The organism is Oculatella sp. FACHB-28, from assembly GCF_014696015.1.
Classification (GTDB): Bacteria; Cyanobacteriota; Cyanobacteriia; order Elainellales; family Elainellaceae; genus JAAUTN01.
Map to the genome: position 1 here is coordinate 74,407 of NZ_JACJPJ010000060.1, position 19,744 is coordinate 94,150.

Annotated in this window: 23 protein-coding genes; 14 read left to right on the top strand and 9 right to left on the bottom strand. The window is 50.1% G+C overall.

The features are described from left to right. Positions 1–6: 6 nt before the first annotated feature. Both H6F88_RS12475 and cobU read right to left on the bottom strand, forming a co-directional pair. The gene (locus H6F88_RS12475; RefSeq protein ID WP_190643067.1) at positions 7–450 is read right to left on the bottom strand and encodes a hypothetical protein; all 444 of its coding nucleotides are present in this window, start codon (positions 448–450) and stop codon (positions 7–9) included. A gap of 103 nt (positions 451–553) precedes the next feature. Beyond that, complete coding sequence (cobU, locus tag H6F88_RS12480; protein ID WP_190643068.1) at positions 554–1,144, bottom strand: bifunctional adenosylcobinamide kinase/adenosylcobinamide-phosphate guanylyltransferase; 591 nt, start codon at positions 1,142–1,144, stop codon at positions 554–556. Between the two features lie 224 nt (positions 1,145–1,368). On the opposite strand from cobU, the gene H6F88_RS12485 reads away from it, so the two are divergent. The 4 genes from H6F88_RS12485 to hpsU all read left to right on the top strand — a co-directional run bounded on the left by H6F88_RS12485 (position 1,369) and on the right by hpsU (position 5,184). Continuing rightward, positions 1,369–2,121: a hypothetical protein gene (locus H6F88_RS12485; protein ID WP_190643069.1), complete on the top strand. Its 753-nt coding sequence runs from the start codon at positions 1,369–1,371 to the stop codon at positions 2,119–2,121. A 309-nt stretch (positions 2,122–2,430) separates the two neighbouring features. Next, a complete protein-coding gene (locus tag H6F88_RS12490) occupies positions 2,431–3,384 on the top strand; it encodes a glycosyltransferase family 2 protein (protein ID WP_190643070.1) in 954 nt (317 codons plus the stop codon). A gap of 155 nt (positions 3,385–3,539) precedes the next feature. After that, on the top strand, positions 3,540–4,469 hold the full coding sequence (locus tag H6F88_RS12495; protein WP_190643071.1) for a glycosyltransferase family 2 protein: 930 nt from the start codon (positions 3,540–3,542) through the stop codon (positions 4,467–4,469). Between the two features lie 70 nt (positions 4,470–4,539). Beyond that, positions 4,540–5,184, top strand: a complete 645-nt coding sequence (hpsU, locus tag H6F88_RS12500) for a hormogonium polysaccharide biosynthesis acetyltransferase HpsU (RefSeq protein ID WP_190643151.1) — start codon at positions 4,540–4,542, stop codon at positions 5,182–5,184. 202 nt (positions 5,185–5,386) lie between these two features. Here the strand turns inward: hpsU and gloA are convergent, their stop codons facing one another. Then, positions 5,387–5,824 carry a lactoylglutathione lyase gene (gene gloA / locus H6F88_RS12505; RefSeq protein WP_190643072.1) on the bottom strand — a complete coding sequence of 146 codons (438 nt, stop codon included), beginning with the start codon at positions 5,822–5,824 and terminating at the stop codon, positions 5,387–5,389. Between the two features lie 200 nt (positions 5,825–6,024). Between gloA and eno the strand changes: the two genes are divergently transcribed. Continuing rightward, entirely contained in the window at positions 6,025–7,317 is a 1,293-nt protein-coding gene (gene eno / locus H6F88_RS12510) for a phosphopyruvate hydratase (protein WP_190643073.1), read from the top strand. Positions 7,318–7,500: 183 nt separating this feature from the next. Then, entirely contained in the window at positions 7,501–9,015 is a 1,515-nt protein-coding gene (locus tag H6F88_RS12515) for a phospholipid carrier-dependent glycosyltransferase (RefSeq protein WP_190643074.1), read from the top strand. A gap of 11 nt (positions 9,016–9,026) precedes the next feature. Here H6F88_RS12515 and trmB read toward each other — a convergent pair whose 3' ends face one another. Then, the gene (gene trmB / locus H6F88_RS12520) at positions 9,027–9,659 is read right to left on the bottom strand and encodes a tRNA (guanosine(46)-N7)-methyltransferase TrmB (RefSeq protein WP_190643075.1); all 633 of its coding nucleotides are present in this window, start codon (positions 9,657–9,659) and stop codon (positions 9,027–9,029) included. 382 nt (positions 9,660–10,041) lie between these two features. Between trmB and H6F88_RS12525 the strand changes: the two genes are divergently transcribed. Further along, on the top strand, positions 10,042–11,160 hold the full coding sequence (locus H6F88_RS12525) for a metallophosphoesterase (protein ID WP_190643076.1): 1,119 nt from the start codon (positions 10,042–10,044) through the stop codon (positions 11,158–11,160). Here the strand turns inward: H6F88_RS12525 and H6F88_RS12530 are convergent. After that, positions 11,157–12,401, bottom strand: coding sequence for an FIST N-terminal domain-containing protein (locus H6F88_RS12530; protein ID WP_190643077.1), 1,245 nt, complete (start codon positions 12,399–12,401; stop codon positions 11,157–11,159). The genes H6F88_RS12525 and H6F88_RS12530 overlap by 4 nt on opposite strands. A gap of 467 nt (positions 12,402–12,868) precedes the next feature. Between H6F88_RS12530 and H6F88_RS12535 the strand changes: the two genes are divergently transcribed. Both H6F88_RS12535 and tsaE read left to right on the top strand, forming a co-directional pair. Continuing rightward, positions 12,869–13,093, top strand: coding sequence for a Calvin cycle protein CP12 (locus H6F88_RS12535; RefSeq protein ID WP_190643078.1), 225 nt, complete (start codon positions 12,869–12,871; stop codon positions 13,091–13,093). Positions 13,094–13,243: 150 nt separating this feature from the next. Beyond that, positions 13,244–13,726, top strand: coding sequence for a tRNA (adenosine(37)-N6)-threonylcarbamoyltransferase complex ATPase subunit type 1 TsaE (tsaE, locus tag H6F88_RS12540; protein WP_190643079.1), 483 nt, complete (start codon positions 13,244–13,246; stop codon positions 13,724–13,726). 34 nt (positions 13,727–13,760) lie between these two features. Here tsaE and H6F88_RS12545 read toward each other — a convergent pair whose 3' ends face one another. The 4 genes from H6F88_RS12545 to H6F88_RS12560 all read right to left on the bottom strand — a co-directional run bounded on the left by H6F88_RS12545 (position 13,761) and on the right by H6F88_RS12560 (position 16,374). Beyond that, positions 13,761–14,162: a biopolymer transporter ExbD gene (locus H6F88_RS12545; RefSeq protein ID WP_190643080.1), complete on the bottom strand. Its 402-nt coding sequence runs from the start codon at positions 14,160–14,162 to the stop codon at positions 13,761–13,763. Continuing rightward, positions 14,146–14,796 carry a MotA/TolQ/ExbB proton channel family protein gene (locus tag H6F88_RS12550; RefSeq protein ID WP_190643081.1) on the bottom strand — a complete coding sequence of 217 codons (651 nt, stop codon included), beginning with the start codon at positions 14,794–14,796 and terminating at the stop codon, positions 14,146–14,148. Before H6F88_RS12550 ends, H6F88_RS12545 begins: the two co-directional genes overlap by 17 nt. 17 nt (positions 14,797–14,813) lie before the next feature. Then, entirely contained in the window at positions 14,814–15,605 is a 792-nt protein-coding gene (locus H6F88_RS12555; RefSeq protein ID WP_190643082.1) for a DUF2993 domain-containing protein, read from the bottom strand. A gap of 220 nt (positions 15,606–15,825) precedes the next feature. Further along, the gene (locus H6F88_RS12560; protein ID WP_190643083.1) at positions 15,826–16,374 is read right to left on the bottom strand and encodes a 3-isopropylmalate dehydratase; all 549 of its coding nucleotides are present in this window, start codon (positions 16,372–16,374) and stop codon (positions 15,826–15,828) included. 159 nt (positions 16,375–16,533) lie between these two features. On the opposite strand from H6F88_RS12560, the gene H6F88_RS12565 reads away from it, so the two are divergent. From H6F88_RS12565 to H6F88_RS12585, 5 genes are all read left to right on the top strand, one after another. Continuing rightward, positions 16,534–16,689 (top strand): hypothetical protein, encoded by a 156-nt coding sequence (locus tag H6F88_RS12565; RefSeq protein ID WP_190643084.1) that lies wholly within the window; start codon positions 16,534–16,536, stop codon positions 16,687–16,689. A gap of 22 nt (positions 16,690–16,711) precedes the next feature. Continuing rightward, on the top strand, positions 16,712–17,632 hold the full coding sequence (locus tag H6F88_RS12570) for an NAD(+) kinase (protein ID WP_190643085.1): 921 nt from the start codon (positions 16,712–16,714) through the stop codon (positions 17,630–17,632). A gap of 72 nt (positions 17,633–17,704) precedes the next feature. Beyond that, a complete protein-coding gene (gene nblR / locus H6F88_RS12575; RefSeq protein ID WP_190643086.1) occupies positions 17,705–18,400 on the top strand; it encodes a response regulator transcription factor NblR in 696 nt (231 codons plus the stop codon). Further along, on the top strand, positions 18,401–18,967 hold the full coding sequence (locus H6F88_RS12580) for a DUF192 domain-containing protein (protein WP_242050517.1): 567 nt from the start codon (positions 18,401–18,403) through the stop codon (positions 18,965–18,967). 506 nt (positions 18,968–19,473) lie between these two features. Further along, positions 19,474–19,671, top strand: a complete 198-nt coding sequence (locus H6F88_RS12585; protein WP_190643087.1) for a DUF2949 domain-containing protein — start codon at positions 19,474–19,476, stop codon at positions 19,669–19,671. The last annotated feature ends 73 nt before the right edge of the window (positions 19,672–19,744 follow it).

The window sequence follows — 19,744 nt, forward strand, 5'->3', positions numbered from 1 at the left end:
CTTCGGTTATTCCTCGCCTTTAGTATTGGCTCGCTTACCAGCCTGCATCAGGCGATCGCGTATTTGAATGAGTTGGCTCTGAGTGCTGATGGGCGCTCGCGGCTGGGGCATTGCGGTATCGGGCCAAGTTGGCAGATCGACGCAAGGGCAAGTTAGCGCAGGCATCCCCATGTTCGGCACCGGGACAGGCATTTCACAACGGGCACAGGGGTCGATCTCCCAAGATGGGCTGAGCAGTTCAGCAATGGTTTGATGCGTTCCTTCCAAATAGCAGTCCTTTGAGTCGGGCGACACAATTTGGTGCCAGCACTCCTCAAATTCGGCGCTGTAGCGATCGCCCCGAATCACTGGCTGAGGCAAAAGTGCTGTTTGCCCATTCTTGACTAACACCTTCTTGCCCAACTGAAACCAATAGGCGAGATATTGTCTGACTTGATCTTGGGATGCCATAGCTTTTAGTCGAACCCGTTACTTAACGCAATTAACCCACCCCTCTACAATCAATGCTACAGGGCAGCAAGGAGCACTATCAATTTAGAATCTGCATCTATTGTTAAGGTTTTGCGGAGTCAGTTTCATCTCCAACAGGGTGGGATCTAGGCAAGGGCGAACCTAACTGGCTCAGGTTTAGCACGTGTCCTGCTGTTACCAGGTAAGTTGAGGTGGCGATCGCCCCAATTTCGCGGGTTAATTTGCCCAGACGATCGCGAAAAGTTCGCCCGATTGGATAGGCAGGTACAACTCCCCAGCCTGTTTCTTCAGAGACAAGAATTACGTCACTTGTTGTGTTGATTAAACTCGTCAACAGTTCCTTTAAAGTTTGCTCCCAGAGAATCTCATCTTGCTCTAACAAATTTGCTAACCAGGTACCTAAAGAATCAATTAGCAAACATTCTGTTGGGGCAGCAGCGCAAATTGCTTTACTTAACTCTATGGGAACGAGTCGGGTCTGCCAGGAGGCAGGACGGCGTTGCTGATGTTGCTCGATTCGGGCTTGCCACTCTGCATCATCTGCAACCTCTTGGGCTGTAGCAACATAAATGACTGATTTGCCTAATTTTTCCGCTAAATGCTCAGCCCATTCACTTTTGCCTGAACGAGCAGGTCCAGTCACCAAAATCAACTGCCTTGGGTTAGATGACACGGTTTGCAACTGATAAGATTGCACTTTACGAAAGTATTTTAACCTGTTGAAACAGGGTATCTATCGGGTATTATCACTGGTGGTAGTTTCACGAGTACTACTTAGAAATACCTCGGTTAGAAAGCCAGTAAAAATTTCAGGTTGCACTAATTTTGTATCTCTACGTTTGATCGCTTGTAGTCTGATTGCTTATAGTTTTTTAATTTCCTAGAGGGAAGTAGCCGATGAGAAAACCAGGTCTGCAACGGATCGAGTCAACCCTGGAGCAACTTCAAACCCAGCGTGTTGCTACCACTGACCAGGCTGGCGATCGCGCATTCTCCTTCAAGCTTTCTGCTGCAACGCCATCCAGCCGTTCAGGGATGACGGCTAAGCAGGTGCGCCCCTTCCCCGCTCAGAAAAGCAGTGCTGAAATTCCCAATCTGCCAAAGTTCAAGTTGCCGAGCTTTAGCAGCCACCGTCATGTCGCCAATCCTGCCTTAGCAATGGGATTGCTCAAAGAACTAGAGGGCACCGTAGAAGGCTGGCAAACAGAACTTCAGCAAATTTTGCTGCAAATTCAGGCACTTTACCTGGAAGGTCCGATTGTAGATGGATGGCTGGAGTCTCATCCCCATGAGTCTCAATCGAATCCCCCAGCTACAGGCACTTCAGCCGTCATTCGTCATGCCGAAGTTGACCGCTTGATGGATTATGTGCAGGAAATTTGTAACGTGCAGCCTGGAACCGAACAGACTGTCACCTGTGAATCTCCACGCACAGGCTATCGGCTATGTGGACTGGGGGAAGACGGACAGTCCTGGTCCCGTCCTTGCCCACCCGAACAGATCGCCCAGGTTAGCTTGGCGATCGCCCGTTACCAAAAACTGCGGCAATTACTGGCACGCAAACAATACCTAGAAGCACGTCTGAGTCAACTTGCCAAAACGCTAATTGCACTGCACGGACACCTACACGACCCTGCTCTCAAAGAGTGAAGTTAGATAAGTTTTGGAATATGAAATCAAAGAGTTGCGCTCCAAAACATACTTAAATCCCAATCTCAGAAATTAGGGCACCCCGCGGCGCGGGGTGCCCTAATTTCTGTAGCCCTAATTTTTGGAATTGGTATAACTCCAGCAAAGCTACTAGGTTACGGACGTAAGAATACCGAGAAATTTATTTTCATTCTCGGCTTCTTCATAGAAAATTGATGAGGCTCTATAGGTTTATGGGCTAAATAAAGAGTAGCTTGGTTGAGCTAGTCCACAGCAGCCTGAGCCGCTGATTTATCAGAACTCAAACCTATGTCTGAGCCGCAGATTTCTGCTATTATCTGCACCCACAACCGCGATGCTTACCTCGGTGCCGCGATCGATAGTTTGCTGGAGCAAGAGTTTGCAGGCGACTTTGAGGTGATCGTGGTCGATAATGCATCGAGCGATCGCACCCGTGAAGTCGTCGAAGCCCGTCTGCCTCACCCTCGTCTTCATTACATTTACGAATCTGTTACGGGCTTGTCGGTTGCCCGCAACACGGGAGCCAAAGCTGCTCACAGCGCCATTCTCACCTATCTAGATGACGATGCCGTTGCTAGTAAAGGTTGGCTGCAAGTGCTGTACAACGCTTACGAAGCCAACGAAAAACTAGCCATTTCAGGCGGCAAAGTAACGCTGCTGTGGCCACCCGGAGTGGAACCTCCCCGCTGGCTTTCTCCCGGTTTGGCAGGTAATTTAGGAGCCTATGACCTGGGAGATGAGGTTGTTTACATCGACAAACCCGGCCTGACTCCCCGAGGCTTAAACTATTCCATTCGCCGCTCGTTCTTAGACCAGATCGGCGGATTTGATGTGAATTTGGGACGAGTCGGCAAGAACCTGCTGTCTAACGAAGAACTGCACGTGACAGAACTGGCTCTGTCAACAGGCTGGCAGGTTGCTTACCTACCCGATGCCCTGGTGGCTCACAATGTCGCTCCAGAACGGCTACAGCGCTCCTGGTTCCTAAACCGGGGCTGGTGGCAAGGGATCAGCGAATGTTACCGAGAACAGCTAGCCGGACGGGCTGGATTGGGACAGTTGAACCGAGGCGGTGAACGTTTCCTGCGCGGACTTGTTCGCTCTGTAAAATACATTGGCGATCCGGCACAGCGGTTTGATAACTTCGTTTATGCTTATGGGCAAATTGGCTATCTAAAATCCGCGATTCAAGGAATGGTGTCTGCCCCTGAATGGTCTAAGCGATCGCAGCAATCCTCCTGACCCGCTGATGACAGCCTGTACAAGTTCCTAGCTCGATCGTCATTCAAGCTTTTGTAACTTTCAGATAAAAATTCCGTCTGGTTATTCGTTTGTCCCGTTTAACTTTCCTTTTTTCCTCTGTTTCAGTTGTTAACCCGCTTTGACTTGAGATGACTATGACCTCTAAACTTCCCGTGTCGGTTCTCATTCCCGCTAAGAATGAGCAAGAAAATTTGCCCGCTTGCCTTGCTAGCGTTGCCCGTGCGGATGAGGTGTTTGTAGTCGATTCCCAAAGTAGCGATCGCTCCGTCGAGATTTCCGAAAACTTGGGAGCTAACGTCGTTCAGTTTCACTTCAACGGTCGCTGGCCTAAAAAGAAAAACTGGTCACTAGAAAATTTGCCCTTCCGCAACGAGTGGGTACTGATCGTCGATTGCGATGAACGGATTACGCCTGAACTGTGGGACGAGATTGCGGAAGCCATCGAAAATCCAGACTTTAACGGCTACTACCTCAACCGTCGCGTCTTCTTCCTAGGCAAATGGATTCGGCATGGCGGCAAATATCCTGACTGGAACCTGCGCCTGTTCCGCCATCAAAAAGGTCGCTACGAAAACCTGGGCACCGAGGAAATCCGCAATACGGGCGACAACGAAGTTCACGAACATGTCGTGTTAGAAGGCAAGGTCGGCTATCTCAAGGAAGATATGCTGCACATCGACTTCCGTGACCTGTTCCACTGGCTAGAGCGCCACAACCGCTACTCCAACTGGGAAGCTAGAGTTTACTACAACCTGCTAACTGGCATGGGTGAAAGCGGCACAATTGGCGCAAACCTGTTTGGGGACTCGGTGCAGCGCAAGCGATTCCTCAAGAAAGTGTGGGTACGCCTGCCATTCAAGCCTCTGCTGCGCTTTGTGTTGTTCTATTTCATCCGCTTGGGCTTCTTAGATGGCAAAGCAGGATACATCTATGGTCGTCTGCTGAGCCAGTATGAGTATCAAATCGGGGTCAAACTGTTTGAACTACGGCAGTTTGGGGGACGGTTGAACACCACCCCTGCACCAACCAGTGCCCCTGAACCTGTTCCTCAACCTGATGCCTGAATTCTTACCCATCCCCGATTTCCTTCAACCCTGGCGATTCTTAAACTCTTCCCAGGATTCTTCCCAGGCTATGACTGCTCCACAACTCAACGCTGATGCGGGCGATCGCCTTCCTGCAACGTCCGCATCAACCCCCAACGCCGAAAATCCAGTTCTCGATGCTGCGCCTCTAGCAGACCTGCGCTTGTATGACCAATCGTGGTTTGACCGGGGGCGACCGGGTTGGTTTATTTTGCTGTGGTGGCTGGTGCAGGCGATCGCCTTCCCGCTTAGCCCTCACCCTTTTAGCGGTATCCGGGTTTGGCTACTGCGACGATTTGGCGCTCAAATTGGCAAAGGCGTTTTGATTCGCCCTACCGCTCGCTTTACCTATCCCTGGAAGGTCAGCATCGGCGACTATAGCTGGATCGGAGACGATGTGGTGCTGTACAGCCTAGACCAGATTGAGATTGGTCAACACTGCGTCATTTCCCAAAAAACGTACCTTTGCACGGGCAGTCATGACATCAGCGACCCGTCCTTCAAGCTAAAAACTGCGCCAATTGCCATTGGAAACGGAGCCTGGGTTGCGTCTGATTGCTTTGTTGCTCCTGGGGTGAAAATTGGTGCAAATGCTGTGATTGGTGCCCGCAGCAGTGTCTTTAGCAACATTCCGGCTCAGCAGGTTTGCCTGGGGACACCCTGCCGTCCTCGTTATCCTCGACAGATGAATTAGACGGTCAATTCAATAAACCCACAAAATCGTCATGTCTGCGTCTGAGGCATGGTTAGCCACAGCGAAAATTAAAGCCTCCAGCAATTTGAACTTGCTGGAGGCTTTAACTTAATTGATTTTGTTTCTGGCAGATGGATTGCCAAAGTTGAATATCAGTCTTTTTCGCGGCTGGTTTTAGGGGCGATCGCCCCACCTCCTAAAATCAACGAGAAGCCACTTGAGGCGTTGATTCCTGCTGAGGGGCAGGTGTTCCTTGCGTTCCCAGTTGAATTAGCTCAACCTTGTAGCCATTCGGGTCTTCCACAAAGGCGATTACAGTAGAGCCGTGCTTCATCGGTCCGGGTTCGCGTACCACCTTACCGCCCAACTGCTTGATATGGTCACAGGTAGCATAGATATCATCCACGCCGATCGCAATATGCCCGTAAGCATCCCCTAAATCGTAGCGGTCAGTGTCCCAGTTATAGGTTAGTTCCAAAACCGTATGATCTGATTCTTCTCCGTAGCCTACAAAGGCCAGCGTAAATTTGCCGCCTGGATATTCCTTCTGCCGCAGTAGCTTCATCCCCAGGACATCACAGTAGAACTTGAGGGACTCTTCCAAATTACCAACCCGCAACATCGTGTGGAGTAATCGCATTGTGTTCTCCCATTTGTTTCTCAGTGTCCCCTTTATTTTGAAGCAGACTTTTGCAATCCGTCATTCGCCATTTGCCCTTCGTCAGCAGTTCACAACCAATGACCAGCAACCCATCAGAAAAATCCCCGAACTGCGCTTCAGGGAACAAGGAACTGCTATAGGATTAAGCCTGTGAGTAATTCCAAGTAGGGGAGAAAGGGATGATTGACATCTCGGATACGACGATTGAAGAAATTCGGGCAAGGGAAATTCTGGATTCGAGAGGTCGTCCAACGGTTGAGGCTGAAGTCTATTTAGCGAGTGGCGCGATGGGACTGGCTCAAGTGCCGAGTGGTGCTTCTACGGGCAGCTTTGAGGCGCATGAACTGCGGGATGGAGATGGCGATCGCTACGACGGCAAAGGCGTACTCAAAGCAGTAGAAAACGTCGAAGAAAAGATCTCCTCTGAGCTATTGGGATTAGATGCCCTTAATCAGTCCCTAATCGATCGCACCATGATTGCTCTGGATGGCTCTGCTAATAAGTCCAACTTAGGCGCAAACGCGATCCTGGCAGTTTCTTTGGCAACGGCAAAAGCAGCCGCGAATGCGCTAGAACTTCCGCTATATCGATATCTGGGCGGACCACTATCTAACCTGCTGCCCGTACCTTTAATGAACGTGATCAATGGCGGTGCCCACGCTGACAACAACGTGGATATCCAGGAATTCATGATTGTGCCAGTGGGAGCCTCATCGTTTCGGGAGGCACTGCGCTGGGGGGCAGAAGTGTTTGCCTGCTTGAGCAAAGTCCTGAAGGGCAAAAAACTATTGACGGGTGTGGGAGACGAAGGCGGCTTTGCGCCTAACCTGGAGTCTAACCAGGCTGCACTTGATTTGCTAATTGCGGCGATCGAACAGGCAGGTTACAAGCCAGGAGAAGAAGTCGCTTTGGCGCTGGATGTTGCTGCGACTGAGCTTTACAAAGATGGACAGTATACTTACGACGGTTCTGTCCATTCTCCGACTGAAATGATTGATTACCTGGAAAACCTGGTCAGCCAATATCCCATTATCTCCATCGAAGACGGGCTACACGAAGACGATTGGGAACATTGGCAACTTCTGACTGAGAGATTGGGAAATACCGTTCAACTGGTTGGGGATGACCTGTTTGTCACGAATCCTGAACGCTTAAAGAAGGGAATTGAGCAAATTTCAGCTAACTCCATTCTGATCAAGCTGAATCAGATTGGCTCTTTAACCGAAACGCTGGACACTATTGATTTGGCAACACGCAATGCCTTCACTTCTGTGATCAGCCACCGTTCTGGCGAAACGGAAGACACCACGATCGCCGATCTTGCAGTTGCGACTCGTGCCGGACAGATCAAAACGGGTTCCCTCTGTCGTAGCGAACGAGTTGCCAAATACAACCGCTTGTTGCGAATCGAGGATGAATTGGGAGAACAAGCGCTGTATGCAGGTGCAGTCGGTTTAGGTCCCATAGGGTAGACGGTTTAAAGCTTTTCTCGTTGCAGGGTACTCTTCTTTAGCCTCGTGGACGGTATAGGAGGCAGAGCCCTGTAACGAGAGAAAGTAACCGGAGAAACCCAAAATCCTTTTGCGGCTACATTTTTCTGGCTTGGGCGTTTAAGCTATAGCAATTTGTGTGCCTGTTGCAGGTTCGAATGGCGTATGATTCTGCACCGTAAACCCATCGACCGTTTCCCCTGGTTTTGGTTTAGTTTGGCTGGGGTATTTTTACTTTCAGTCTTGCTGCGCTTTTGGGGCTTGGGTCGGTTCAACACGCTAGTGTTTGATGAGGTTTATTTTGCTAAGTTTGCCAGCGGTTACTTGAGGGGAATTCCGCTATTTGAAGGACATCCACCCCTGAGTACCTACTTGATTGCGCTGGGCATCTGGATTGCGACTCATACGCCAATCGGAGATGGCAATCTGAGAAATGGGCTAACAGGGCTAGTGCTATCGCCTGTGAGCTACCGTTGGTTCAATGCGCTGGTAGGGTCGCTAATCCCGCTGGTGGTAGCAGCGATCGCCTATCAACTCAACGATCGCCGCAGTTTTGCCCTGATCGCGGGTTTGTTTGCGGCGCTAGACGGTTTGTTTCTAGTCGAGTCTCGCTATGCCCTGATCAACGTTTACCTGGTAATTTTTGGGCTACTGGGGCAGCTATTTTTGCTCATGGCGCTGAAGGTCCAGTCTTACCGACGCTGGCTGAGGTTGGCGATCGCAGGCGCATTTTTTGGAGCCTCGGTTGCCGTTAAGTGGAATGGGTTAGGCTTTTTGCTTGGTGCTTACCTGACCTTGAGTGCAGCCTGGGTGCTTCAGTGGATCAACCAGTTGTTTCCAAAAGCCTTTTCGCCTAAAGCTACCTACCAAACGGCTCTAGAACATTTAACACAGCTAAAACTTTGGCACATTTTGCCGAACCTAACGCTGATTCCCTTCCTGATTTATTACGTCAGTTGGATTCCCTTTATCCGGCTTGATCCCAGCACCAATTTCTGGCAGTGGCAAACTACCATTCTGGAATATCACGGGCGGGTTGGCGGCATGGATGCCCATCCGTACTGTTCGCCCTGGTATACCTGGCCGCTCATGCTACGTCCGGTCGCCTATTTTTACAAAGCTGCTCAAACTGCCAGTGAACCCGTTCTGGTTGTAGGTCCGCCCCTCCCGGACGGGACGGGAACCGTGATTTACGATGTCCACGCCCTTGGAAATCCGATTCTCTGGTGGCTTTCGACAGCCGCACTAGTTTTTCTGATCGGCGTACTAGTTTATCAAGCCTGGAAATGGCTCACTGCTCCTAATTTAAAGCTTCACCCCAGCAATCCTTCTACTCCTCCACCCCTCCCATCCTTCCTTCGCTCTCACCCCTCCCCTGCGCCTTACCTCATTGCCCTTTATTTGCTGCTCAACTACAGTGCGAATTGGCTCCCTTGGGCGAAGGTGACTCGCTGTGTGTTTATCTACCACTACATGGGAGCGTCGGTGTTTGGGCTGCTGGCGATCGCCTATCTCAGCGATCGCTGGCTCTGGCATCCTCAAGCAGGTTTTAGAGCCGCAGGCATTACAGCAATTTTTCTGATTGCGCTGGCGTTTGTATTCTGGTTGCCGCTTTATCTAGGGTTACCGCTTTCAATGGAAGGACTGGAGTTACGTCGCTGGCTTGATTCTTGGATTTAAGGGATTGAAGACTATTGGCGTTGAAACAGGATACGGTAGACTGGCTCTCCTCGCGATAGGGTAGACTGCTCACGCTCAGTCATGACGGGTAGCGGGTTAGTAGGAAGCCACTCGTCATGCTGTGAAGTAAAGGCAGGATGTTCTGAGAAGCGATCGCGCATTTCGATTGCAACTGCCTCAATGTCTGACTGGAGCAGCACTAAGCCGCCGCTGACCAAATTTTTTGCCAATTCTTCTACTACCTCCGGCTGCACCATGCGACGCTTCTGGTGCCGCTTCTTAAACCAGGGATCGGGAAACTGAATCGTGACCCCCTCCAACGTGTTCGACGGCAGCGAATTGAGCAGCAGATGCAAGGAAGTATTCACGTTGCAGAACAAATAGTGCAGGTTCGTAAGACCTAATTCCTCTCGCCGCGAATTGGCATATTCGACCAGCGGTTGTCGAATTTCTAGCCCCAAAAAATTCCAGTCGGGCTGCTGCTGCGCCATGTCTTGCACAAAATAACCCTTGCCACAGCCAATATCTAGATGCAAAGGCTGGGTCGGGTCAGCATAAATCTTTTCCCAGTTAGGCGGGGTAACGGGTTGCTGATACTTATCGCTTAGCGGGTTAACATGTTGGCGCACACGAACGAGGGGCAAGGCAAATACTCCTATGCTGTAAAAGTCTGGCTGATTCCAATAGGTTTAGGTTTAGCCTTATTTGAGGATCAGACGAATTCTGATCGTTATAGATCATAGCCCTGCGGCAAAGATCCTTATCCTAAGAAAGCACGTTTATGCCTAATTTATACCTGACTATAGCTGTCCTAAATCAGTTGTAAGACGAGCGGGTTGTGAGAGGCGCACCCCGGAGGGGTGCGCCTCTCACAACCCATTAGGATTGCTGTATATAAACGCTATATTCAGCAGGGCAGGAGCGTTTAGTTGAGAAAACCAGCTTAAAACTTTCTCCTAGCAGTTTTGCGGGATGGGGCTGTCTTCATCCTTCATCCCTCATCCTTCAACCAGATTGAGGCAGCTTATGAGTTTAGATTTTCGGTTTGCGATCGCCAGCGACCTTCACATCGCCCTTCCCCACACGATTTGGGATCATCCCACTCGCTTTCATCTAGTTGAAGTGAGCATTCCTGCCCTGGAGGTAGTGCTGGAGCGGTTGGAGCAGCTAAAGCTAGACTTTTTGCTATTGCCGGGAGATCTGACCCAACATGGAGAACCAGAAAATCATAGCTGGCTGGCTGAGCGGTTGGCGAAACTGCCCTACCCAGTCTATGTGATTCCAGGAAATCATGATGTGCCAGAACGGTTCGCCACGGAGCGATCAATTGGGCTGGCTGACTTTCCTTTGTATTACCCAAAATTTGGCTACGATGACCCAACGCGGGTTTACTACAGCTATGAAATTCTGCCAGGAGTTCGGTTGATTGGGCTAAACTCTAACTTTTTTGACTCTGAAGGAAAGCAAATTGGTACGGGCTACCTGGACGATGAACAGTTTGACTGGCTTCAGCAAACTTTGATAGGAACCAAAGGTGAATTAGTCATCGTGATGATTCACCACAACGTCGTAGAACATTTACCAGGACAGTCTAGCGATGCGCTGGGTCGCCGCTACATGCTGAAGAATGCGCCCAGGCTACTGAAATTACTCCGGTCTGCTGGCGTGCAGTTGATTTTTACAGGGCACCTCCATGTGCAGGATATTGCTTGCTCTGAAGGAATCTACGACATCACCACAGGCTCTTTAGTCAGTTATCCCCACCCTTACCGAGTGCTGCATTTCCGACAGGATGAACAGGGCAAACAGCAACTTCAGATTGAGTCCGATCGCGTTGCTGCTGTATCCGGATGGGAAGATTTGCAAAGCTCGTCACGGGAGTGGATGGGCGATCGCTCTCGTTCTTTCATGCTCAAACTCCTCACTCAGCCACCGCTCAGCCTTTCCCTTGCCGAAGCAGAAGCCTTAGTTCCAGGTTTGCGCTACTTCTGGGCTGACATTGCCGATGGAGATGCGCTATTTGACTTCCCTCAGTTCCCAAGTGTGGCTCGTCAATATTTTGAGCGGTTTAGCGCCAGAGATCCCTTGGGCAGTCCAGCTTTAATCGATAACTGCACGACGTTGGTGTTGGGAGGGAAGGACTAGGGCTGGCGGCAAATGCCAAAGACAGAAGTGTACCCGTGTAGGAAAGTCGCGTCCCCGACCGGACCAATTTCGCCACCGCAAAAGAAGCCGCTGACCGGAATATTACGGATATAGCGACCAAACAAGTGAGAGTCAAAGTTGGGCTGTCCGTAGAGTCCTTGTCCTCGTCCAACGCACGAGAAGAGCAGCGCACCTGATGCTTCAGAGTTTGCCTGAGTGTTTTGCTGATAGCGTTCTAGCATCATCTCCAGGTCTTCGGCAGAGGCTTGGGCATCGCGCAGGTGAAACTGAATGCGCTGCCCTGGGCGGACGCGATCGCCAATTGCGATCGCTCCCACCTTCGGGTCAACGCCCAGCAAATTGCGAATCAAAAAATCTCCCTGTTCCAGACGCTGCTTAAATTCGTTGCGGGCAATTCCCACAAATAACGAATGCTGCGCCAATGCTCGGTCTTCATCACTTAGATCTTGAAACAGTGACTGAAGCACCTCTAGCGGAGTCTTAGCCATGCCGCAAGCTAAAGCATCCGCATCAACCTGTTCCTCAATGCTCAGGACAATATTTCGCTCACCCTCAGCGACCCGGTAAGTCTGCCCAATTGGACGGCAGCCCTGAGCCACAATCGTTTCCATCACAATGTCGCCACTCAAGGCTACACCGACCGTTCCCTCGTAAAGTACTTGGTCATTGAAAAACAGCGTGCTGCTGTTGGTAATTGAGCTAACGCTGGCTAAGCCACCTACCTTCGCAGAACCCGGATAGGCATAGTCCAACCCTTGCAGCAGGTCGTTGATCCCTGAAGAGAAAGGGTCCGATAGCAAGACAAACTGAGGTTCATCCTCAGGCGAAATGCCAGTCAGATCGACCCAGGCAGACGGAGGGCTGTCCAGATCAGGCAGTTCATCGGAGGGAATATGAAATGGCTGTACCTTTACGCCAGGCAGATGAGCCAGACTGAGACTCAAGCCAGCTTCCTGCTCAACTTCTTGAGCTTCACCTGACTGATTCATGCCAATCACGCCGCCGCCACTACAGCCAATTAGAACCGGCAGAGAGAGCCGTTCTTGCAGCAAAGGCAGCAGGCGGGAGTATTCACTGGCAAACGCCGAGGAAATGAACACTAACCCTAAATCTGCTGGCGCTTGCAGCGATCGCTGCGCCTGCTCTACTACTTCTCCGACTGCTGCCTCCAAGGACGGGCGGGTTGACAAAGCACTAGCCCATTTCATCTGGTCAGTCATGAGTTCTACCCTTTTGGTAGCGCTACTGTTACCCAACATACATCAATGCTACACAGCAATCCTAAATCATTTGTAGGATTGAGAGCCTTGGAAGCCCCTTCCGAAAGAAGTACACATATCCCTCGTTCTAGGATGCGCTATGGCAATCTCAACTATCTTGCTAAACTGAAGGTAGACGAGTGAGTATGTTTTCCTATAAGCATCTGCATTAGATGGCTATGCCAGTCTTAACAGATGCGACACAGGAAATTCTGACTAGAGATAGCTTGTGCAAGGGAGCAACGAGCCAAACCTTAAAAAATAGGGCTTAATTTGGTTTCGTTCTGCTGACCTCGTGCATTACTGAAGGTAGAAGTTATGTTCTAAGTCATGTTTCTCTGGAAAGTTTAACAAAACAGTTTGTTAAGCTAATCTGTGTTAGGAAAACTCGAAGTTCAACGATAAAACTGATTGAAACCGGAAAGTCTATGAGCGATATTCAAAGCCAGATCGAAAAAGAGCGTGAACAGGCTCGTGCTGCTTGTGAAATAAGTGGTGGTAATTCTCAAGAATGTGCTGCTGCCTGGGATGCAGTCGAAGAGCTACAGGCTGAGGCGTCTCACCAGCGCCAAAAGGGTTCTCAGAAAAACTCCCTGGAGCAGTACTGCGACGCTAACCCTGATGCAGACGAATGTCGTGTATACGACACCTGAGGTTGAACCTAGTTTCAAGATCTGTCTTGAAATTAAGTCCTTAGCCGTACAGTTTCTTAGATCACTTGGATGGGGGTGCAGGCTACTGCATCCCCTTGCTTTTTATAACTGCTAGTGAGTTGTGGCTGGAATTGTGACTATTGGGATGTGATGACATCGATCGCACTTTCTCTACCTAATGCCAACGCGACCCGTAAGTTGGGAAATTTCCTGGGGCGATCGCTACCAGCAGGCACCGTGCTTCTGCTAGAAGGAAATTTGGGCAGCGGCAAAACAACTCTAGTTCAGGGGATCGGTGAGGGACTGGGAATTGTAGAGGCGATCGCCAGTCCCACCTTTACCTTGGTGAATGAATATTTAGAAGGGCGAATTCCGCTCTACCACCTCGACCTCTATCGGTTGGAACCCTCAGAAGTTGCGGCGCTTTATCTGGAATCCTATTGGGATGAGCTAGAAAACCCATTGGGCATCGTCGCGATCGAATGGGCAGAACGTCTAGAACAGCGACCGTCAGATTATTTGCAAATTCGTCTAACCGGTGCAGAAACCTCTGATCGGCAGGTATACCTTAAAGGAATTGGACAACCTCCCATCAGGCTTTCGGAACTGCTGGCAATGTATGAACCGATATAAGAGCAACGAGTTTTTTAACCTATTCCCCCTGCTATCAGGGACGCTGAGTCGCGATCGCCAGCCTCACTCCCTCAATCGCCCGTAGCCGATCCATTACCGCTACGACCTGCCCATGATCGACCGCTGCATCGGCGTTGATCACCACGAGAGGGGGTTGTCCCGATGCTACTAACGTCTGTGTTTGCGTTGCTAGGTCATCCAGCACAACAGGTTGGCGATCGAGAAAAAGCTCCCCCTCCTGGTTAATGGTTACTACAATCTGATTCTGCGGCTGAGCTTCACTAGTAGCGGCTCCAGGTACATTCACAGGTAGCCCTTCAGAGCGGGTCAGAAATAGCGTAGACATAATGAAAAAAGTCAAGATCGCAAAGATCACATCGATCATCGGTACGATGTTAATCTGCGGCGGTATGTCTGGCTCACTGGGTAGGCGCATAAGGCAAACCTCCTCGCTCGTAACGGCGACGGTAAAGTAGCTCTAACTGACCACCATACTCCTGAATTAAAGCCATTTGCCTTAGATATAGTCCGCGAAACATATTGGCAAACAGCAGCGTAAATATTGCCACAACCAAGCCTGAAGCGGTTGAAATTAGCGCTTCGCTGATCCCTGCTGTGACTCCGGTTGTTTGGGCGCTGCTCAGGTCTCCTACGCGCAAAGACGCGAATGAGTTGATTAAACCTAAAATGGTGCCCAGCAACCCCAGCAGGGGGGACACACTAATTACCGTTTCAAAGATTGTGTTAAAGCGCTTTAGCAGCGGCAGTTCTGCCTGTGCAGCACTTTCCAATGCCAGCCTAAACTCCTCTGGAGTCGCTTGCTCTAGCTCCATAGCCGCTATAAAGATTCGGGCCATGGGTAAATCGGCATTTTGTTCTAACTTCTGGAAGGCTGTACGAGCACTACGACGATAAAGCGCTAAAATTTCGCGAATTACCCGATCTTGGCGGCGAGCCACCTGGAACCAGAAGACAACACGCTCTAGAATTAGCGCTGTTGCTAAAATTGATAGTCCTAGTAGGGGCCACATGACGACCCCACCTAGGACAAATAAGTTGCTAATTGACATGCCTTTTTTCAGTCTGATCAAGTTCCTGGAAAGTGGTCAATCTGAGCGTAACCGCTAAAGACCAACTTTTTTCCATGAGTTTCTAGACGATTAACTCGAAGCATTACGCCATCCAAGTCAAATCGATCTAGATCGACCATACTATCCAAAATCTCGGCGAATGCCATAGTCAGAACCTCAGACAGCCCGCGCACGTCCTCAGGTACTTCTTCTGGCTCAAACTGAGGGTTGGCAAAAGAAATTCGGCGGCGTTTTTCAACTGTCAGCGTCGCGGTCATGCTGATGGGCACGTCGCTCCTGTTTGGCAGGTCGGTCTTCGCTGCAATTTGTACCCGGTTGTCAGGCAACAGTTGCACCTTTACTGCTCTAAAAGAAATAGCTTCCCCGCCCGAAAGGTTAGTTAAAGTTTCTGATTCAACGTTTTTGAGACGCTTTTCTACCAGATCAGCCTCAAATGCCCGATTTATTGCTTCTTCCGAAAGAGTGACCTGTGCAACGGCTTGCGTCGGCTGCTTCAGACGGATCTTCCCCCCCATGATCGAGCCAACGTCAATTGAAACAGCATCAGTCTCAAAGGACATTTCCTCGACCTGAAACTGTCTGCGGATTGTCAATCCTCGACCGCTCATCTTAAAGCTGTCAATACTGCCTTGCAGCAGCTTGCTAGAGGGATAGCAGCGAATATCAACTTCAACCGACTCACTTTGGGTGAACAAGTGGCGGATAGACTGACTGGCGACAGTATTGAGCATGCGCTCACCCATGTCTGTGCCAGGACGATTAGTCAAACCAGTAAAACCACCAAACATGCGAATGCGCGTTCACGAGAGTTCTCATCCTTTGTAACAGAATATAAAGAACTCGACAACCGTTGTATAACTTTTATGACGATTAGTTGCACTTATTCCTTGCTTATGAAAATCCTATATGTTCGAAAAGCTACAAGGTTATTCATGCAAGGCGTAATCTCTCAATCCTTGATGAGGCAAGCGTTTTGCCGCTTCAGAAGGCATTTGAACTTTGCTATTTCTAGGCTTTAGTTGCAATCATTCCAGTCTGACGGGCATAGGCAAAAATTCCACCTGCATCAATGACAGGACCGACATCTCCTAACGGTTGAAGACTATATTCCTGGTTGAGCGTGTGGTTGATCAGCCGATTCTGCTCAAAGTCGATTGTGACTTCTTGCCCTGTTTCAAATTGGTCGCAGAGGCGATCGCCCACTTCCCAGGGATACAGTTCACCCGTCGCCGTACAGTTGCGGAAAAAGATGCGGGCGTAGGACTGAGCCACGACTGCCTCTACCCCTGCTGCTCCTAAGGCGATCGGTGCATGTTCACGAGAAGAGCCACAGCCAAAGTTTTCCCCAGCGATGATGATCGGGTATATAGTTTTCATCTCGCCCTCGGCAATAAATTTGCCGTAGCGATCGGGCAAGCCAATCAGCGCATAGCTGCCCAGCTTTTCATACTCATCGGGCTTTGAGGGGACTAGGGTCAGATATTCCGCTGGAATGATTTGGTCGGTATCGATGTTGTCATCTACAACAAAAATCAAACCTCGAATCGTTTTGCCCATGCTGACAGTTTTCCTCTCTGACTTGAGTAGGTAGATCGAAGGAACGTTAGTCTTCCACTTTATCACTGCATTACTGTTGATCACTGCATTGCTGCGGCTTGTCCCATCGAGAACGTGAAGGAGTTGGGAAAGGCAAATAGGGTGCTTATAAGGCAAAAGTTGTCAGCTCTAACAAAAAAATCGGCAGAAATCCTGCTCAACACAGGTCAATCTGCATTCGCTGCTGTTCAAGAATTGCTCAACACACTAAGCTATGAAAAGGGCAATCCTGGCGATCGCCCTCTTCTGCATCAGTTGCAGCTTTTGCAATTTTGAACCCTGAATCTGGACGCTGAGTGTGCCCAAAGCTGGCATTATTTACAACGATATCAAGCCCGTTGCCTGTCGCGTTGCCGAGGAGTTAAGAGCCAAGCTGGTAACGTGCGGCTGGGATGTTTACCTGACAACGGGTGCTGGCGGCATCTTGGGCTACTCTAGCCCTGATCGTCCCATCTGCCACACCCCGATTGATCAGCTTGTTCCGCCTGGGTTTGACCAGGAAATGGCTTTCGCGATCGTTTTGGGAGGCGATGGCACGGTTTTGTCGGCCTTTCGTCAGGTTGCTCCCAGTCGTATTCCCCTACTAACCGTAAATACGGGGCACATGGGCTTTTTGACTGAGGTTTACATCAGCCAATTGCCTCAGGCGATCGAGGCTTTGATCGAGGGAAACTACGAAGTCGAAGAGCGAGCCATGCTTGCTGTGCAGGTGTTCCAGGGCCGGGATGGACTGACCTGGGAAGCGCTTTGTCTGAACGAAATGGTGATCCACCGGGAACCCCTGACCAGCATGTGCCATTTTGAGATTGAGATTGGCAAACACGCCCCAATTGACATTGCCGCAGATGGGGTGATGATTTCGACGCCAACAGGCTCTACCGCTTATTCACTGTCGGCGGGCGGCCCAGTTGTCGCACCGGGTGTTCCAGCCCTACAGCTTGTGCCAATTTGCCCGCACTCTTTAGCCTCGCGTGCGCTGGTGTTTGCGGACAACGAGCCTGTGACTATTTACCCAGCCAATCCCGATCGCCTGGTAATGGTAGTGGATGGGAATGCAGGCTGCTACGTTTCGCCTGAAGATCGGGTGCAAGTGCAGCGATCGCCTCATTCCGCTCGTTTCATTCGCCTTCAGCCGACCGAATTTTTCCACGTCCTGCGCGAAAAGTTAGGCTGGGGGCTGCCACACATCGCTAAGCCCACTTCTGTTGAGTTACCTTAAGCACTACCCAAAGCGGTGAAGTCATTCTGTCCTGAACGTGCTAAAACAGGGTATTAATGCTTATCGCATCTTATGAACACAGCAACTCCTGACCACAGCCCTCGCGTGCTGCTCGTTGAGACAGATGAATCTCTGGCTCAGCACGTCAGCGCGGATCTGAGAGAGTCTGGTTATGAAACAGCGATCGCCTACGACGCAGTAAGTGGCTTGCATCAAGCGAACGAGTTTCAACCGTCGCTGATTGTGATCGACCGGATGCTAGCGGGCGAGTCTGGGCTGTGGCTCTGCAACAACTTGAGAGCGGCTGGAGTGCGAATGCCTGTAGTGTTGCTGATGGCCCGCGACACCGTAGATGATCGCGTCGCTTGCTTGGAAGCTGGGGCAGATGACTATTTTCTTAAGCCCTACCGGACTGAGGAATTTTTGAAGCTGGTGCAACTCTACTTGCAGCCAGATACCGTGAGTGCTGAGCAACTGCGATTTGGCGAACTGGTGCTGGATCTGGCAACTCGTCGGGCGCTGCGGTATGGACGGGCGATCGACCTGACGATGAAAGAATTTGAGCTACTAAAATATTTAATGGAGCATCCGCGTGAGGTGCTGACCCGAGAACAGATTTTAGAGAACGTTTGGGGCTACGACTTTATGGGCGAGTCCAACGTAATTGAGGTCTACATTCGCTATCTGCGCTTAAAAATCGAAGACGAAGGCGAAAAGCGCCTGATTCAGACCGTACGCGGGGTTGGTTACGTTTTAAGAGAAGTTTAGATGGCGATCGCCAAATTTTTTATGAATCGTTTGTGTTTAGTTAGCACATTCACCATTGGGTTAAGTGTGCTGCTTATGAGCTGCACTTATCCCTCCACTCCACCAGAGGCTAGCAGTCCCTCAGAATCAGCTCAGTCACCCACCCCCGTTGAAACCTCGCAGTCTAACTCAGGACAATCTTTGCCTATCTCAGCTCAAGCTACTGTTGGCGATCAGCAGATTCAGCTCGAAGTGGCTCGTACCCCTCAGCAACAGGCGACCGGGCTGATGTTTAGAAGCGAACTGGCAGATGACCGGGGAATGCTGTTTGAATTTGAGCCTCCCCGCCCAGTTAATTTCTGGATGCGGAATGTGCTAATTCCGCTAGACATGGTTTTTTTGCTAAATGGGGAAGTGCAGGCGATCGCCTCCAACGTCCCTCCCTGCACCACCCCGACTTGCCCCACCTACGGCCCAGAAGGTTCTGTCAATCAGGTGATTGAGTTGCGAGGCGGACGTGCCGCAGAGCTAGGACTACAGGTTGGCGATCAGGTTGTGATCGAGTTTCTGCAAAGCGAAGCGAATTAGCCCACTCGCTAAAGTTCCGCGATTTCACAAAACTTATTGCCCTGATTGCTAAATCTAGGGTGAATACATCTGTACAAGCTCATGTGGATTTGATAGTTTATTCTTCCCTGAAGCTTTAAAGCGGCAGGGATACTTATATAACGTTTACAAAATCTCCTGGTTTCTACGAGTGTTCTTTACGTCTGTATTAGGAAAATAGAGTACTCTTGCGGAAGATATAAGGTAGCACTCAAGGTTTAGTTGTCGTAATTCAGCGATAGCCAGCCTAAAGAGGTAAATTGTTAAACTTTCAGCTGAATTATCCAGATTAACCGGGTGTTGACTGCAAAACGAGTAGAGTAAACAACAAATTGCCAAAAGTCGTTTGTTGACTTGCTAAATCTAGTTAGGTCAGTTAAGAAACTCGTCAGATTAGGCAGAGGACAGATGAAAGAGTGGCTATCGGCTGCTCACAGATTCAAATGCAAATTTCACAATAGGTCACAGCAAGGAGGTGAACTCACAATATGACACCCACAACCCACTCTCGATTTATTCACTTTTTACAAGAAGATTTAGCGCTCTCTGCTTCTTCTATTGCGATCGCTCTGCGACATCGTGAGCAAGACCCTGGACCATTGCCCATGATTTTGTGGCAGTACGGTCTGGTGACGCTAGAACAACTCGATCGCATTTTTGATTGGATGGAGACGACTCAAGCTTAAATCAACTCCAAGGAACGCATGACTTTAAATCTGTGGCACTGCGGCATCAGTTGGACAGACAATCGAATAACCT